Raw genomic sequence first — 16,262 nt, 5'->3', positions numbered from 1 at the left:
CTGGAGAATGTCTACACTGTTAACATCCATCATGGAGATAAGCTGTTAAAAAGAACGAGTTCTGTGACTGAAGAGCAGAAAAAAATTATGGATGTTTTTGGCTGTTGTCATAACCAAGGGTAAAAGTTGGGTTATTTACTTTTAATAAAGATCGCTTTGAAGTTTTTGAAGAACTGGAAATGTTTTAACATAAATTTATCCTGGAAATATTCTACATGTGCCAGAATCGTTATTGATGAACCTTATTTATTCAAATGCACCACTTTTGGAGGCGGGAAACCGTTAAAATAGGTGGTTGAAGCGATCGTATAGGCACCAATATTTTCAGCATAAAGCAAATCGTCAATTTGCAGATCTTCCGGCAGCTCATCGGCCAGCGAAATAGTGTCGAAAGCATCGCAAGTGGGGCCAAATGTAGCGCAAACTTTTTTCTCTCCGCCCTTGAAGGAATGCAGCGGATAGTGCTGATGATCAAAAACCTGTCCGGAAAAAGTATGATAAACACCGTCGTTCAGATAATAGCATGTTTTTCCATCACGAACAGCTTTGCCAATAATTTTCGTGACCAAGGTACAGGCCGTTGCCACCATAAATCTTCCCGGCTCGGCAATAACCTGAATATCATCATTGGGGAACAAACGCTTTATTTCCGAATTCAAAATTTCAGACAGGGCGGAAAAAGATTTTACGTCCGGCGTGTACTTTACCGGAAAGCCGCCGCCAATATCCAAAATCTTTCGTTTTTTGCCTTCTTTGTCAATAAACCCAATTTGATAATTTCTCAATTCCGCTTCCTTGAAAATCGAGGAGGCGAAATTCAAAGCTTGCGAATAGTTATCAAAATTATTGCACTGGCTGCCCACGTGGAAACTAATGCCTTCAACTCCAAGCCCTAAATTCACGGCTTCAGCGATAAGATCCACCGCTTCTCCAGGATGGGCTCCAAATTTTGAGGAAAGCTCAACCATAGAACCGGTATTGGGTACGCGGATCCTTAGAACCAGACCAACATCCGGGGCATGTTTTTTTATCTTTCTCAATTCTTCAACGTTATCAAAAGTAACTAATATCTTATATTCATTTAACTTAGCCAGGACTTCGGCAGGCTTGATGGTATTAGCATAGATAATTTTGTCCCAGATAAAATCCTGCCGTTCTTTTTCTGGCAAATGCTTGATATTATTATGAACAAGCATAAATTCAGGGAAAGAAGCCACGTCAAAACTTGCTCCCATATCATACATAGTTTTGATAATTTCAGGATTGGAATTTGCCTTAACAGCAAAATATGCCTGCACGTCAGGCAATTTTTCCCTGAATTCACGATAATTCTTCCTGATCTTTTCATGATCTACAATAAAAACCGGCGTACCGTGTTCCCGGGCAATTTTTTCTAAAATTTTATGTTGTTTTTCGATCATTATTGTATCCGATATTATTAACAATTGTTCTTATTAATCTATAAAAAGAAAATTTTCAAATTGCCAGGGATCAGGATTGGATTTCGCGGCAGGATTTTCTTTAAAAAATATTTTGCGATTTTTAAGAGGCGTCCAGTCCGACGGAGTGGAAATAAATTTTCCAAGATACGGTTTAGCAATATCCAGAACAAAATCATGAGGCAGGTCGTCGGGCAATTTAATACCTTCCCGCGGATTTTCAAGCATCCAGAGTATGGCAGCAACAATACCTGCCGCAACTTGAAGGGTGGTAGCGTTTTGGCCCGGAACGAGAGATCTGGCTTCGTCAATGCTTAAAGAGCTGCCCGTCCACCAGGAATTATAATAATGCCCCATCAAGAGCGCTCCCAAAGTATCATCGCCAGATGTAATTTCATCTGTCATAATTCTGATCTTTGGCTGGATTTCGTAATTCCGGCCGCGCAATTCATGAAGCGAAGAAAGCGTTTCATGGCAGGGCATATAAGCATAATTTACGGTAGGCCGGTAGATCGCCTTGCCATTTTCCCAAACAGTTAATCGGTCTGAAAGACCGAATGCTTCACCATGGCGGATCATCATACCGACAATTTCTTCATCCGGTATCCACGATCTGACCCATGTATTGATGCCCATTTGAGGCAAAAAAATTTGATTTTTAGGTCCGCACGGAGGTATATTGGCCAAAGAAGGCAGCTTCCTCTCATGCGTGCCCCAGCCCAATTCAGCCGGAGCAGTTCCTTCTTCCCGTAATCCTTCAATGCTCCACGTCCCTACAAATTCGTTAACCAATTTTGGCTTGTTGGTAATTTGAGTATCTCGCTCACTACAATGGATTACCTTAATTCCTAATTTCTTCGCGAGTTGGGCAAAATCCCAGTTTTTCGCAAGATGGCAAATTTCCTCTTCGTCTGCTTGAGAAACTTTCTTATCAGCACAGATACGTGCAGCAATATCCAATAGGCCTTGCTTGACGAAGTGAGAAATGAGGCCGGGATTAGCGCCATGGTCAACAACAGCCGTCGGCGCATCTTTCCAATTAAGGGAAAGATCCCGCAACTGCATTTGCCGCCAATAAAGCGATTTTTCAAACGGGCTCTTCGTATAAATTCCCTCAGAAGGATCCCAGAGTTCAATCGAAGTATTAACGTACAATACATTGTGTTCATGGCACCACTTAATAATATCATTGGCGCCGATATTCCATGCTAAATCAATGAGCAAGTCCCCATTATCCAGATATTTTGACAAAACTTGATCTATATTTTCCGGGGTAATTTTTTCACGGAAATATTTTAATCCCTGATCAGTATATTTTTTCAGGGCTTTTGATTTGTCTTCAAAATCAATTATAGTAATGTTGTTTAGCGAGACATCGATTTTATCCAATAAAACGGGCACGGTGCATTGCGAAACTGAACCATAACCGATAATAAGGATTTTATTGTTAAATTTCTTTTTCATTAGTTTTTTCATTCCGCAAAAGGCCTAATAATTATTCATAGTTTTTAAATTTTTCCTTAATTCGAAAAAATCATTGCTCCTTCAGCATAATTGGCATATCCATTTCTTCTTTGGTTGGAACGTACACGTAACACGAAGATATAATTCTTCGTATTGAATACCAACTGATGCCCCACCGATTTATGGCAATGTCGTGTGATAAGAGACTCCGATTCTCCTATAATCCGCAGAGTATATGTGTATGCCTGACATAGAACCGCGGAGCAAAAGGAGTTCTCGAACATGGATACATTAGCATTGATCACGCGAAACACCGAAGAGATCGTCACCCAGGAAGAATTAGAAGCGCTCATTAACTCAATAACGCAGCCCAGCGCTTACGTGGGCTACGAACCCAGCGGGAAGATCCATATGGGCCATGTACTTACGGTGAACAAGCTCCTTGATCTCCAGCATGCAGGTTTCAAAATAACCGTGCTTCTTGCGGATGTCCATGCCTATCTCAATGAAAAGGGAACCATGGATGAAGTGAGGAAAATCGCTGAATATAATAAAAGATGCTTCATTGCGCTCGGTCTTGACGAAGAAAAAACAAATTTCGTTCTCGGCTCCTCATACCAATTAGAGCCTGATTACATGCTGGATGTACTGAAACTCGCTCGCAGCACCACGCTGAATAGGGCGCGGCGCAGCATGGATGAGGTGAGCCGGGATGCGGAGAACCCCAAGGTTTCGCAGATGATCTATCCCCTAATGCAGGCGCTGGACATAGCACACCTCGGCGTTGATGTGGCCGTGGGCGGCATAGACCAGCGAAAGATTCACATGCTGGCGCGAGAAGGTTTGCCTGAGCTTGGGTACAGGGCGCCGGTCTGCATCCATACCCCCATCCTACTCGGTCTTGACGGGAAGAAGATGTCATCAAGCAAAGGTAATTACATTTCAGTGGATGACACGCCGGAGGATATTAAGAAGAAAATGAAAGGAGCTTTCTGCGTGGAAGGCGGGGTGAAAGACAACCCTGTGCTCTCACTATTCAGATTCCATATCATGCCGCGCTATCCAGAAATAATCGTGAAGCGCCCCGAAAAGTATGGCGGCGACCTGAATTATGGGAGTTACGAGGCGCTTGAATCAGATTTTGGCGAGCGCAAACTTCACCCGATGGACTTGAAGACAGCGGCTGCCGAATACATGAACGAGATATTAGAACCGGTGAGGAAATTGATGCAGGGGGTGGACTGAATTGTTCATGCATATAGTGTTCTTTAAATTTAAAGACCGAAATCCCCGGAGTATTGAAAAAGCCAGGGATTTGCTGCTGAGTATGAAGGGCAAAATCCCGCAATTGCGTCATCTGGAGGCTGGGATTGATATCCTGCACTCAGAGCGTTCGTATGATCTGGCCCTTGTGACAAAATTTGACTCGATGGAGGACATGAAAACATACCAGGCGAATCCTGTTCACGTTGAGGTGTCAAAATATATCACGTCGGTGAGAGATTCGGCAATCAGTGTGGATTATGAATCGTGATAGGTGCGCTGAAAATCTCTAACGAGGGGACTTTCGACGAAATTCATTGCAGCTCCCTGTCAAAAGACCGCTTTCTCAGGTCAATGATTGGCGCAACTTTCTCAGCGGTTATTGAGGAGCTTGATTAGCCGGTTTTTCATTATACCCATCGTATTTATATTATTGCTGATTAAATAATAGACTCTATGAAAGAGATCGAGGTAAAAGGGCTGCATAAGGAATACGATGGATTTACAGCGGTCGAGTCCCTGACCTTCGGGATTGAAAAAGGTGAGATATTCGGCATCGTGGGGCCGAATGGCGCGGGCAAGACCACCACCCTGAAAATGCTGAGCGGGCTTATCACCCCTACGAGTGGAAGTATAGGGATAGAAGGAATGGATTTCAAAAAGGATTCGAAGAAAATAAAACAGAAACTTGGTTTTTTGCCAGAAGAAAGTCCCCTGTATGAAGGAATGACTGCGAATGATTATCTTCTTTTCTTCGCGGAAATTTACGGGATCAAGAAAGGTATTGCCTCGGATAGGATAAAGGAGATACTGGGCGCGCTTCGGCTCGAAGCTGCAAATAAAAGGATAGGGGATATGTCAAAGGGGATGCAGCGAAAGGTAGCTATCGCCCGGGCATTGATCAATGACCCCGAATACCTGGTACTGGATGAAATGACATCGGGTCTTGACCCCACGACATCAAGATATCTCGCAGATTTCGTGTCGGAACTTAAAAATCAGGGAAAGACCATTGTGTTCAGCGCACACAACCTTTACCAGGTGGAAAGCCTGTGCGACCGCGTGCTGATAATGAATAAAGGAAAGGAAATAGCCTGCGGCACAATGGCAGAGATAAAGAAAATGTGCGGTGGCATTGAATACATAATCAAGTTCAATGCTGAGGCAGAATTTGATTTCAAAGCATCAAAAGAGAACGGGGCTTTCATAGCACGCACAAATGATCTGGATGAGTTCAACAGAATCACTGGTTGGGTTGTGAAGAACAACGGAATGATTATAGATATTAAAACAATAGAAACTTCACTTGAAGAGATATTCCTCAAACTTATGAATTAGCCTCACGTCGAGCCATTCTTTGGCTTATTTATGATCTGATATCGCATCATGCAAAAGTATTAGTTGCTGTCAGATTGATCTCCTTAAATTTGCTAATCATGTTATAAAAATAGAGTTCTTTGTTAAATTCACAAAAATAATCTTTAACCGGAAAGGCATTATTAAGCCAAAATCCATTAGCTATGCAGCCTCCTGCACAAATATAGCGTACATCACAATCCTTGCAACTATCTACCATATCAATTGTAAGTGTCCTAAATCTTTCTATTGTTTCCGAAGAATGGTATATATTTTCTAACGAATCATTTTTTATGTTCCCACAATAAAAATCTGGGTGATGCAACATTTGACAGGGGAAGACATCTCCATTTGAGGAAATACTCAAAATAGATGTTCCGGCGCCACACATCTGGTTTTTTGTTCCGAATTCAGGAATATTTTTAACAGTTAGAGTTTTCGAACCATCGGGTAGACTAACTAAATGTTCAAGAAATTCATCTGGCGAGAACGACAAATGAGAGTTTTCTTTCCCTTTTCCAATCTGGAGCATGGGGGTGAATTGAAACTCAATTTCCGGGAAATATTTTTTTATGTTTGAGATGTCATGAAAATTCTTTTTTGTAATAGTAGCCGCTAACTTAATCTTTACATCATATTTACGCAACAATGCCATAGCACGCTTTACGGTTTTGAAATGCCCTTTTTTTCCTCTCAACCAGTCGTTTACTTCTTCATTGGTAGAATCCAAACTAATCTGGATCTTGTCGAATATTTCGGCATATAACGAGGCATTGTTTTCATTGATGAGCAAACCGTTTGTTTGCAGCACGTTTTCAATATTATTTTTCTTAGCAAAATCTGCAATTTCAATCAACTCAGGAAACAAACACGGTTCCCCTCCTGTATAAACGATTGCAGGATTAGCGACAGCTATATTTCTGAAAGACAGGATAGCATTCTTTATCAAATTCTTATCTAAAGCACTGTGCCCATCAATACCATGAGAACCTTCCAAATCACGAAAACAATATAAACAATTAGAATTACATTTATTTGTCAATACCAGATACATTGTGGATAATAATGTTGATTTAGGAAGAGCGATAGACTTCGCGGGGTAATTCAAGGCAATTTCTTCAATAAATTTAATACAGGCTTCCCGCAGTGATTCTGGAAGATTGTCATCTATTTTGTTAAGCAATTCATCAACGGTTGACTTCCCGTCTAGCAGCTTAAACGCCAGGAACTGTTCTTTAGATAATCTAAACCAAAAATTTACTTCAGGATTAATGATAAAATAATCACTATTGTTTTTATATACATTGAAAGAAGAATATCGCGGTAATATTAAATTCTTATTAAGTTTCATAGCGTCCATCTTCCACGAATAGAAATGCCCGGCAGAAAGCTTATCAATTAATGGCTTCTGCCGAAGCTTCAAACTATCATTTATGAACCTCCTCCGCCGCCCCCGCAATCGCTCGTACTGCTGCATTTACATTGACAGTAACCAGTTGATCCCATTACCGGCACTTTATGCATGGAAAGCACAAATCCAGTTGAACCTTTTAGGGGTTTCCCAGTTTGTTTCTCAAAATCTTTAATTATCCTTTGAGACTCAGCATCAATCTTTTCAACCCGCTTAAGATTGATCAATATATTTTTTCCTATAGCTTCCTTTTCCACGACTCTCACCTCCTTTTTATTAAATAATATTTCCCGATTATATATAATGTCTGCATTTGGTATATAATAATTTCGGAGGGTGCTAATGGGAAAAAAAATTCATAGCGCACACAAAGAAATCTGGTTGATTTTAACAGGATTATGCCCTGGTTAATCTAAACAATGGAATGGCAATAGATATTCAAAAGACAGAAATCACCTGAAGAGATATTCCTCAAACTTATGAATTAGAGAAAGCATGGGAGCCTGCAACTCCCCTGATGAGCGCGTTCATTAGTCGGGCCGGTTTCAACCTAAACGTACTCGCAGGCGGCTGCTGTCTCCTGAATGAAATTCTGATTTCCCCTGGTATCAATTTCGACCATCTCGAAAAAGAACGGGCCGTCCACTATTCTAAAGTTATTATGCTTTATGTATAGCTCTTCTATTTTTTTGCCGCTGATCCCTGCTTTTAACAATTCCACTCTCTCTCTCGGTGTTTCTAACATTGATTGTCTCCTTCCATCTTATTATGCAAAATCCGTTTTTCCCATTTTTCCCTGATGGATTATATATAAACTCCTGGTTAATAAACATTGCGTCATGCGGACAAAAAAAAATTTATAGAGCAATTTTAACAGATCAATTGGTAATCAAATTTTTTTTCAAATATAAAACGGATTTGAATAAGCTTTAATATACAACTCAACATACGGGAATCGATTTGAATGAACATTATTTTACTTGGTCCCCCTGGGGCCGGAAAAGGCACACAGGCGAAGAGAATAGCGCATTATTATTCTCTACCTCACATATCCACAGGTGACATACTGCGCGAGAATATAAGCAACAATACGCCCCTCGGCTTAAAGGCAAAGTCCTACATGTCAAAAGGAGAGCTTGTCCCGGATGAGCTTTTGATAACAATCATAAAAGACAGATTATCAAGGCAGGATTGCTCCGGGGGCTTTTTATTGGATGGATATCCCAGGACCATACCCCAGGCAGATGCCCTCCAGATGATCCTTACCGAATCGAATAAAAAGCTTGATATAGTCCTGAACATCGAGGTCGATGACGAGGAATTGGTGAGGCGCATCTCAGGGCGGAGGATGTGCGTGTGCGGCGCCAGCTATCATGTGGTCTTTATCCCTCCGGGGAAAGATGGATTCTGCGACCTGTGCAACGGCAAATTATACCAGCGGGACGATGATAAGGCCGAAGCAGTAAAGAACAGGCTCATTGTATATAAGAAACAAACAAAGCCTTTGATTGAATATTATAAGAAAAAAGGTCTTCTTCGGCCGATAGAAGGGGGGAAGGAAATCCCTGAGATATTCGAGGATATTAAAAAAGTATTGGAGCAGTATGTTTAAGAAAATAATAAAAAAGATGGCATTGTACCTTGGGATATTCCTGATGTTCGGAATCTTGCTATTCCCGAATTTGAGGAGCGAAATAGGCAAATTCGTGGGAACGATCTTAAATCCGCTCCTGGATTTATTCCCTCCGGAAAAAGAATCCTACATTATAATTTTCCTCCTTGCCGCGATCACCGGTCTTTACGCATCCCTCATCCAGAAATACACAATGGACTGGAATCTGATGAGGCGCGTCCAGGAAAAAATGAAGACCATGCAGACCGAATTCAAGGAGGCGCAGCTCGCCAACAATGCCCAGAAAATGAAAAAACTGGAAGCCCAGCGCGCTGAAATGATGGGAGACCAGATGGAGATGATGAAACAGCAGTTCAAACCAATGCTGTATATAAGCATTATTTCAATCCCGCTCTTCTTCTGGGCATATACAGTCATAACTCCAGAGTATTTTAGCTGGAATGACATACCAATAAACGACAGCAGTAAACTGATAACTTTTCTTGAGAAAACTCAGAGCGTTGAGTGGGTGAAAAACGCGACAATCGAAAAGAGCAGTGATGGTGGAGTAATCACAGTATCCGACCCAAAAAACCTTCTCTCTCTCAGCCTAAATGAAGAGAAAACTAAGGTATTACTTAAAACAGAAGGAGATAAAACCCAGGAATTCAATGCCACAACGGAAAATGGCAAGCTAAACATTTATGCACCACCATCTACGATGATTTTTCCTTTCTGGGGTAAGCAGCATATGAACGCAACGCTGTTCGGACCATTCCAGTACTGGTTATTCTGGTATTTCCTGTGTTCGATCCCCGTGAGCCAGATGACAAGGAAGGCATTGAATATAGGCGGAATGTAATTGATACTCACAATCAGCGGACCACCGGGCAGCGGGAAGAGCACATTATCAAAGATATTGTCGGTCAAGCTTGGTCTTGAGCTTATCTCCATGGGCGATGTTTTCAGAAAATGCGCAGAAGACCGCTGCATGTGTCTCGCTGAATTCGGGATACTTGCAAGAAATAATGGGGATATAGACCGGGAAATCGATGCGATGCAAAAAAGAATAGCTATTGAAAGGGATGATATCCTTCTTGAAGGGAGACTTTCGGGGTTTCTGGTGGATGCAGACCTCAAGGTCTGGCTGAAAGCCCCCATTGAGATCAGGGCGGAACGTATCGCAAAAAGGGAAAGCAAATCAGTTCCAGATGCGATGTCAGAGACGTCAGAAAGGGAAGTCTGCGAACGTGAGCGCTATATAAATTATTACAATATAGATATAAATGACCTGTCCGTGTACGATCTTGTGATCGATTCCAGTAGGTGGAAACCTGAAGAGATAAGTGAAATAGTCATTAAAGCGGTTGAATGTTTAACATGAACCAGTTACCTTCAGAAACAAAGAGAGAGATACTGATAAAATCTGAGGACTCCACGGACGAGCGGTTTGGGAAACGGCCAAAAGACAGGCTGATACAGGAATATATTCGAAAAGGAGCAATTAACCTTGATAAGCCTGCCGGGCCCACAAGTCACGAGGTCACGTCCTGGGTGAAGAAAATCCTGGAGCTTGAGAAAGCTGGACACAGCGGAACCCTTGATCCAAATGTTACAGGATTGCTTCCCATTCTGCTGGAGGATGCCACCAGAGCCGTGGATGCACTTCTTACAGCGGGCAAGGAATATGTGTGCATGATGAAACTTCACTCCGTCGTGCCCGAAAAGACGATAAGAAGCGTGTTTTCCGACTTTACAGGCCCGATATACCAGAAGCCTTCCATAAAATCCGCAGTAAAAAGGGAAACAAGGATAAGGAATATTTATTATCTGGAGTTTATGGAACTCGATGGCGAAAATGTGCTTTTCAGGGCAGGATGTGAGGCAGGGACGTATATCAGGAAGCTTTGCCACGATATGGGCATGGCTCTGGGAACAGGCGCGCATATGCAGGAACTGCGGCGTACAAAGAGCGGTCCTTTTCGCGAGGATGAGACCCTTGTCACTCTCCACGACCTGAAAGATGCGTATGTAGAATGGAAGGAAAGCGACAAAGAAGGATCATTGAGGAAAGTGATAAGTCCCCTGGAGTATGCCCTTTCCCACCTTCCAAAGATAGTGATCCGGGATAATGCCGTTGACGCCATCTGCCACGGGGCAAGCCTGGCTGCGCCGGGTGTTCTCTCGCTCGAGACGGGGATCGAGAAAGGGGATACCGTTGCGATATTTACGTTGAAAGGCGAAGCAGTGGCTTTCGGCCAGGCGAAGATGAAGTCTGCCGAAATTCTAAGAGCGGCGACAGGCATAGTGGCGGCGACAGACAGGGTGCTTCTTGAACCCGGCACTTATCCCAAAGGATGGAAGGCAAAAGCATAAGAGTCATCTGTTATATTTAGAGGCACGAGCCGAGGTAGTCTAGCGGCCTAAGGCGCAAGCCTGGAAAGCTTGTGGGGCTTTGCCCCTCGGGAGTTCAAGTCTCCCCCTCGGCGCCACTTCTATGCATCAGTTTCCACGGGGAGATTATACCTTTAATCCAGTATAATCTCTATATTGGGAATTTTCAATACCTGCAGTTTCTCAAGTTCGTCTCTAATCTGGGACATTTCAATTTTTTTCCTCCATACTCTCCCTTTTAAGATATATCCCAAATCCTGCAATAATCTGTTATCTAGGGTATACGTTTCTTTTTTTATGGTTATAGTCGTCATGTTGTTTCTTGCCTGTTTTTTCAATCTATGATTTCTTATTGGCATTCAGAAGTCAAAAGGGTCTCTATTGCCCTTACTTATACTCCATGCTTCTATAAATTTATTCTTTCACTTGATGGTCATGGTGGCCGACGTAAGGTCTTCTTGGTCGGGAACAGGATGAAATGAAATCTTTTGTATAAACTATTAATACATTATGTTCCATTTTCAGTTTCATGAAGACAATCAGCATCCGGGTTGAAGAAGAATTCTTCAATAAAATGGAAGAGCAAAGGGGCCCGACACCAAAAGGTGCATTTTATCGAAATATCCTTGAGGACTACCTGAAAAAACCCGAAGAAAGCCTGAACAAAACAGAAGAGGATTTGAGCAGCCGGAAAGAAGCCGAATCCCTGAAGTCCGAGTTAGCTCAAAAAGAACAAATGCGCAAGATGATGGAGGAGAGAATAAAGAGCATGGAATCCCAGCTGGGTTTCTTGCAGATGGAATACAGCAAGATAACCCGGGTATTCGATCAGATGCTTTTGCCGGAAAGTGAGGCCAAGTCTAAGAAATGGTGGAAATTCTGGAAATAAATTTATTAACGTGAAGATCAATATAAACCTCATTAATGAGAGGAAATCCGGAGGATTGTTGGGCGCTTATTCTCCGGGTGAAACCTCTGAGAGCAGGGAGGAATGACAGCATGGTCAAACTTTTCTTAAACATACCACCAACCACCCATACCACCAGAATCAGCTGTGCTGTCCCTCAAATCTGCTTTTTGAATATCTGTCCGCCAGGATGATCCGGGAAGAACCTAAACGATCAGGCACCCAAGTGGAAAAATGAAAGACACAGAACCTTTCCCGGATGTCAGAGACCTGCTCAGGCATCTCGGCTATAATGAGACCAGCATTCAAGAGATCATATTTGAACTGGATATTTTATTCAAAGAGATAAATTTCGATATACTAAAGCAAGCAGCGATCTCTGCCGTAAAAGAAAAAGATACGCCAGGATTAATAAATTCCCTCAAAGACCTGATGCTTCATCTGGAAAACAAGGGCTACTACCGTCCCGATTTTCCTGCAAAGCTGATAATGCTTCTTGTTAACGGATTGGATCTTGCGAATCAAGACATCTTTGCTCTGCTGGATAAATCGAGCATCCCTGAAAAAGAAAAATTGAAGGAGCAGGAATTCCTGGCATCATGTGCGGCTATTACCCAGCTTGGCTACATCCTGTCAAGTTCCATAGTTCCCGAGATAAAAGCAGCGAGTTCAGGACCGCACGTCTTTCTTGTGATCGATATTCCTCCTGATCGTATGATCTTCGTGGATTATAGCATCGGTTCAATAAAAGATATCGACATTGTGTATTACGAGCGGAAAGAAAATTATTATTCTTTAAAAAATACAGATGGAATGGATGTTGAGACTTCAAAACTTTTAACAGATTATTATTCTTCCTTCCATGTGACTTCTTCCATAGGTCTTAGCCACAATATCCACAACAATCTTGGTATCGCCTATGACATGATAGGCAGATATGAGGATGCAATAAATGAGCTTAAGGCGGCTTTGCGTCTTAATCCGGATTATATTGAAGTTCACAATAACCTCGCTGTTACTTATGATAAAATGGGAAAGGCTGATGACGCCATAAGGGAACTTTTAGAGGCTCTCGGCCTTAATCCTGGATATACGGAGGCGCACAGCAATCTTGGTAATATCTATGCCCGCTCAGGCAGATATGATGAGGCATTGGTCGAGATTCGGGAAGCCCTCAGGATAGATCCGGGCTACGCCCCTGCCCACAACAACCTCGGAAATATCTATGCTGCGCAAAAGAGAAATAATGAAGCCATTACGGAGTTCAATGAAGCTCTCAAGATCAACCCCGAATATGTTCTTGCCCGAAATAACCTTGGGAACATCTATTCAGAGTCCGGAATGTACGAAGAAGCCATCAAGGAGTTCCAGGAGGCATTAAGAATCGATCCCGGAATTCCCGAAGCTCATCACGGCATGGCATCTGCCTACTATAACCTTGGAAGTTACGATAGGGCCTCACGTGCATGGATAAATGCAGTTTACCTTGATCCAGAGCTGCTTGAATGCGTGCCTGATAAATTGAGTCTAAAAGTAAGGCAGGGTATTTCAAGGTTGAGACGGTAATTCCATTCGATTTTTTTAAATAAGAAGGTCATGACCGCAGGTAGAGCGATGGTCAGGAGAAGCGTACACAGCCATTTTTTCCACAAACTTGCACCATGGCTCGTATAAGCTTCTCCAGCGTCTCCGGAGAGGTATTCCCCGGGGCAATTTATCACATGTATTTAAGCTGACTTCCAGCTTTCGCATTTTTCCAGCTCTGATTCAGGATGAATTTGGGTATAATACTGGAAAAATCATTTAAATATCAAAAAGCATTCTATATTTGAGGAGCCCTAAATTCCTATCCTATCCAAATATCCTATCTATAAAAATGTTACTTATTTTGGCTCCTCACATACACCAGCATAATACTTTCTTTACATAAATATTGCGGTTTTAATCGGCGAAACCTCGGGGGCTTGATACTACCTACAATAACGATATATATGAGATTAAATAATATATAATGCGATGAATGCGATGGGATTTGTTGATGTATTTATGGAAATATTCGATGTGAACTCTGCCGTTGGCATAACCTTTTTCTGTGGATTGGGTCTTTTCAATATGCACAGGCTGGATAGAGACGTATTGAAGGCCAGGCTTTTCCTGAAAGGCGGCATCATCCAGGAGACATGGTTGTTTATCTCCATAGCGGGTCTATCTCTTGCATTAAATACACTTTTCAAGCCCGTGGGCAGGTTAAGTGCAATCGGGAACTTGATAAATAACTACCATTTAGCTGAGCTTACTTACTTCATTTTTTTGATTGCATTTATCCATGTGATATATAGCTGGTATTTATTCATACGAGTGAATCCGAAGTAACTCTCATATTTTTATTCGACTGGCGTGGTTTCATCGTATTCAGATAACACATCTTTCGTATTCAGATAACACATTATCCACACTTCTGAACCGGATTTTCCCCCATCACTTTATGTTCGTGGGCAAGGACGCACAACCAAAGGATTTGCCGAAAAATAAGGTATCAAAATTGTAAGACAAAAACCGCAGATGAACGCAAGTTTCAGATATTATAATTTAGAAAGGCTTATATAGGGCAAATTCCATCATAATTATGTGTATGGTGCGGGTGCTAAAAATGATTTGTATATATGCAAAGGACTGTACGCTTAAAACTGGCACCTCTTCTTAAAACCGTATCTTAAATATCCGAGATGCACAGGGATTTGCCTGCGAGGGTGGTGCGGTGAGTGCATCAAGCGCCGAGTGGGCGCTATACAAGGCAGCTTTAGGTTAGCCTTGCCGAAAGGTAAATGGTTAAAATATGGGAGGAAATAGAATGAAAATAGAAAAGAGAACAACAGTGTTGTCACTGGTGTTAGTTTTGGTAGTGGCGGCTTTTATGATCCCCACAACTGTAGCTACAAAGCCCGGTGCAAATATGACAAATGGCGGAGGAATGATTGTTAACATGAACAACGAGTCGCACTTCGATTTCAATGTTAAAGACGTAAGTGGGATTGTAACAGGACACCTGAATTACGATGATCCCGCTAACGCATTAAGCGTTGACTCAATAAACGTGACGATGCTGACAGTCACCGGCAATACGGCAACATTTACCGGATTCGCGACTATAAACGGAACTGGCGCATTCCCCTTTACTGTGATGGTAATGGATAACAGTAAAAACGGCAAGACCCCAACGCCTGACATGTTCATGATAACTATAGACGCCTATACGCGGGACGAGAATCTGACAGCCGGAAACATACAAATAAATCCGTAAATTTTGAGAGGTACAAATCCCTCTTTTATTTTTTAAACCATGCTTTAAAAAATCCGAGATGCACAGGGATTTGCCTGCAAGGGTGGTGCGGTGAGTGCATCAAGCGCTGTACAAGGTTGCCTCAGGCGAGCCTTACCATAAAGTAAGTATCAAATAAAGGAGAAAAAAAATGAAAAAAATGAGAAGTCTATCCATGGCATTAATATTTGCCATGGTAATGGTATCTGTGATGGCACAGGCGGCATTTGCATCACCGAGTCACCCAGTCTTCGGAACTTTCGTAAACGATCGGGGAGTTCCAAGTGGATCAAAATTGATCTTAGACATATCATTAAAAGTGACGAATGATGAGGATTCTGGAAATGTTGGGTATTGGGCACTCGACAATTACAACAAGATAGTGCAGGTCTGGAAAGTTCCAGACGGCAGTTTCTATGCAGTGGTGAAGTACGATGGAAAATGGCAGACATTCAAAGGTGCATTAAGCCCAGGAAACGGTTCTTCTCAACTCAAGGATGCATCAGGAACATTTAAAGGAGGATATATTGCAATCTTCAATGGAACGTTTGATCCTGGAACTCGGAAAACAAAGGGTTCCATAGGCTCATTCAACTTCAGTGGAACCAAAGCTGACATTCTCTTGGGAACTTATGGAGCTGGCCAAACTGGTATTACTCCGACCTTCAATTACCTTTCCGCATATTTCACCGGAGTTGGTGATTTCGCCCAGCCTCATTGGGGATGGACATATCAATATAAGAAACAAGCCTGGTACAATTACGCTCCTGTCGACGGCGGAACATCAGGTGACATAGTGGTGACGTAGCAGTTTAAAATTTTTTCTTTTTTTAATAATTTTGACAGGCATCTTTATTTCATCTGTTCATATCTACATGATATAAATGACACCCGAATTACAATGAGGAAAATACGATAAATCACTTTTCTTCCGTAATCGGTGTATGAACGCAGATTTACCCAACTTTTACCCTTGGTTATGACAACAGCCAAAAACATCCATAATTTTTTTCTGCTCTTCAGTCACAGAACTCGTTCTTTTTAACAGCTTATCTCCATGATGGATGTTAACAGTGTAGACATTCTCCAGTAACTCC

18 protein-coding genes and 1 tRNA gene are annotated in these 16,262 nt (G+C 42.1%); 13 read left to right on the top strand and 6 right to left on the bottom strand.

Features of this window, described 5'->3' with window-relative positions:
- Nucleotides 1-242 precede the first annotated feature (242 nt).
- The gene (locus O8C65_07720) at nucleotides 243-1,421 is read right to left on the bottom strand and encodes a type III PLP-dependent enzyme (GenBank protein ID MCZ7356805.1); all 1,179 of its coding nucleotides are present in this window, start codon (nucleotides 1,419-1,421) and stop codon (nucleotides 243-245) included.
- A gap of 33 nt (nucleotides 1,422-1,454) precedes the next feature.
- Complete coding sequence (locus tag O8C65_07715) at nucleotides 1,455-2,903, bottom strand: saccharopine dehydrogenase NADP-binding domain-containing protein (protein ID MCZ7356804.1); 1,449 nt, start codon at nucleotides 2,901-2,903, stop codon at nucleotides 1,455-1,457.
- 282 nt (nucleotides 2,904-3,185) lie between these two features.
- On the opposite strand from O8C65_07715, the gene O8C65_07710 reads away from it, so the two are divergent.
- From O8C65_07710 to O8C65_07700, 3 genes are all read left to right on the top strand, one after another.
- On the top strand, nucleotides 3,186-4,148 hold the full coding sequence (locus O8C65_07710; GenBank protein ID MCZ7356803.1) for a tyrosine--tRNA ligase: 963 nt from the start codon (nucleotides 3,186-3,188) through the stop codon (nucleotides 4,146-4,148).
- 7 nt (nucleotides 4,149-4,155) lie between these two features.
- Nucleotides 4,156-4,437: a Dabb family protein gene (locus O8C65_07705; GenBank protein ID MCZ7356802.1), complete on the top strand. Its 282-nt coding sequence runs from the start codon at nucleotides 4,156-4,158 to the stop codon at nucleotides 4,435-4,437.
- A gap of 185 nt (nucleotides 4,438-4,622) precedes the next feature.
- A complete protein-coding gene (locus O8C65_07700; GenBank protein MCZ7356801.1) occupies nucleotides 4,623-5,504 on the top strand; it encodes an ABC transporter ATP-binding protein in 882 nt (293 codons plus the stop codon).
- A 46-nt stretch (nucleotides 5,505-5,550) separates the two neighbouring features.
- On the opposite strand, the gene O8C65_07695 is transcribed toward O8C65_07700, so the two are convergent.
- The 3 genes from O8C65_07695 to O8C65_07685 all read right to left on the bottom strand — a co-directional run bounded on the left by O8C65_07695 (nucleotide 5,551) and on the right by O8C65_07685 (nucleotide 7,678).
- The gene (locus O8C65_07695) at nucleotides 5,551-6,945 is read right to left on the bottom strand and encodes a radical SAM protein (GenBank protein ID MCZ7356800.1); all 1,395 of its coding nucleotides are present in this window, start codon (nucleotides 6,943-6,945) and stop codon (nucleotides 5,551-5,553) included.
- Nucleotides 6,946-6,953: 8 nt separating this feature from the next.
- Nucleotides 6,954-7,190 carry a hypothetical protein gene (locus O8C65_07690; GenBank protein ID MCZ7356799.1) on the bottom strand — a complete coding sequence of 79 codons (237 nt, stop codon included), beginning with the start codon at nucleotides 7,188-7,190 and terminating at the stop codon, nucleotides 6,954-6,956.
- A 293-nt stretch (nucleotides 7,191-7,483) separates the two neighbouring features.
- Entirely contained in the window at nucleotides 7,484-7,678 is a 195-nt protein-coding gene (locus O8C65_07685) for a hypothetical protein (protein MCZ7356798.1), read from the bottom strand.
- 219 nt (nucleotides 7,679-7,897) lie between these two features.
- Here O8C65_07685 and O8C65_07680 point away from each other — a divergent pair, with 219 nt between their 5' ends.
- From O8C65_07680 to O8C65_07660, 5 genes are all read left to right on the top strand, one after another.
- On the top strand, nucleotides 7,898-8,545 hold the full coding sequence (locus tag O8C65_07680; protein ID MCZ7356797.1) for an adenylate kinase: 648 nt from the start codon (nucleotides 7,898-7,900) through the stop codon (nucleotides 8,543-8,545).
- Nucleotides 8,538-9,407, top strand: a complete 870-nt coding sequence (locus O8C65_07675) for an EMC3/TMCO1 family protein (GenBank protein MCZ7356796.1) — start codon at nucleotides 8,538-8,540, stop codon at nucleotides 9,405-9,407. The genes O8C65_07680 and O8C65_07675 overlap by 8 nt, the downstream gene beginning before the upstream one ends.
- On the top strand, nucleotides 9,408-9,929 hold the full coding sequence (locus tag O8C65_07670) for an AAA family ATPase (protein ID MCZ7356795.1): 522 nt from the start codon (nucleotides 9,408-9,410) through the stop codon (nucleotides 9,927-9,929).
- Nucleotides 9,917-10,921, top strand: a complete 1,005-nt coding sequence (locus O8C65_07665; GenBank protein MCZ7356794.1) for an RNA-guided pseudouridylation complex pseudouridine synthase subunit Cbf5 — start codon at nucleotides 9,917-9,919, stop codon at nucleotides 10,919-10,921. The genes O8C65_07670 and O8C65_07665 overlap by 13 nt, the downstream gene beginning before the upstream one ends.
- Before the next feature lie 28 nt (nucleotides 10,922-10,949).
- Nucleotides 10,950-11,037 (top strand) — tRNA-Ser (locus O8C65_07660).
- A gap of 36 nt (nucleotides 11,038-11,073) precedes the next feature.
- On the opposite strand, the gene O8C65_07655 is transcribed toward O8C65_07660, so the two are convergent.
- Complete coding sequence (locus O8C65_07655) at nucleotides 11,074-11,298, bottom strand: hypothetical protein (GenBank protein MCZ7356793.1); 225 nt, start codon at nucleotides 11,296-11,298, stop codon at nucleotides 11,074-11,076.
- Nucleotides 11,299-11,468: 170 nt separating this feature from the next.
- Here O8C65_07655 and O8C65_07650 point away from each other — a divergent pair, with 170 nt between their 5' ends.
- The 5 genes from O8C65_07650 (at nucleotide 11,469) to O8C65_07630 (ending at nucleotide 15,973) form a co-directional block, all read left to right on the top strand.
- Complete coding sequence (locus O8C65_07650; protein ID MCZ7356792.1) at nucleotides 11,469-11,828, top strand: hypothetical protein; 360 nt, start codon at nucleotides 11,469-11,471, stop codon at nucleotides 11,826-11,828.
- A 252-nt stretch (nucleotides 11,829-12,080) separates the two neighbouring features.
- The gene (locus tag O8C65_07645; GenBank protein MCZ7356791.1) at nucleotides 12,081-13,412 is read left to right on the top strand and encodes a tetratricopeptide repeat protein; all 1,332 of its coding nucleotides are present in this window, start codon (nucleotides 12,081-12,083) and stop codon (nucleotides 13,410-13,412) included.
- Between the two features lie 450 nt (nucleotides 13,413-13,862).
- A complete protein-coding gene (locus O8C65_07640; GenBank protein MCZ7356790.1) occupies nucleotides 13,863-14,219 on the top strand; it encodes a hypothetical protein in 357 nt (118 codons plus the stop codon).
- Nucleotides 14,220-14,697: 478 nt separating this feature from the next.
- Entirely contained in the window at nucleotides 14,698-15,147 is a 450-nt protein-coding gene (locus tag O8C65_07635) for a hypothetical protein (GenBank protein MCZ7356789.1), read from the top strand.
- 169 nt (nucleotides 15,148-15,316) lie between these two features.
- Nucleotides 15,317-15,973, top strand: coding sequence for a hypothetical protein (locus O8C65_07630; protein ID MCZ7356788.1), 657 nt, complete (start codon nucleotides 15,317-15,319; stop codon nucleotides 15,971-15,973).
- The last annotated feature ends 289 nt before the right edge of the window (nucleotides 15,974-16,262 follow it).

The sequence above is a fragment of the Candidatus Methanoperedens sp. genome, assembly GCA_027460535.1.
GTDB lineage: Archaea > Halobacteriota > Methanosarcinia > Methanosarcinales > Methanoperedenaceae > Methanoperedens.
This window is presented reverse-complemented; position numbering and strand designations above follow the sequence as displayed.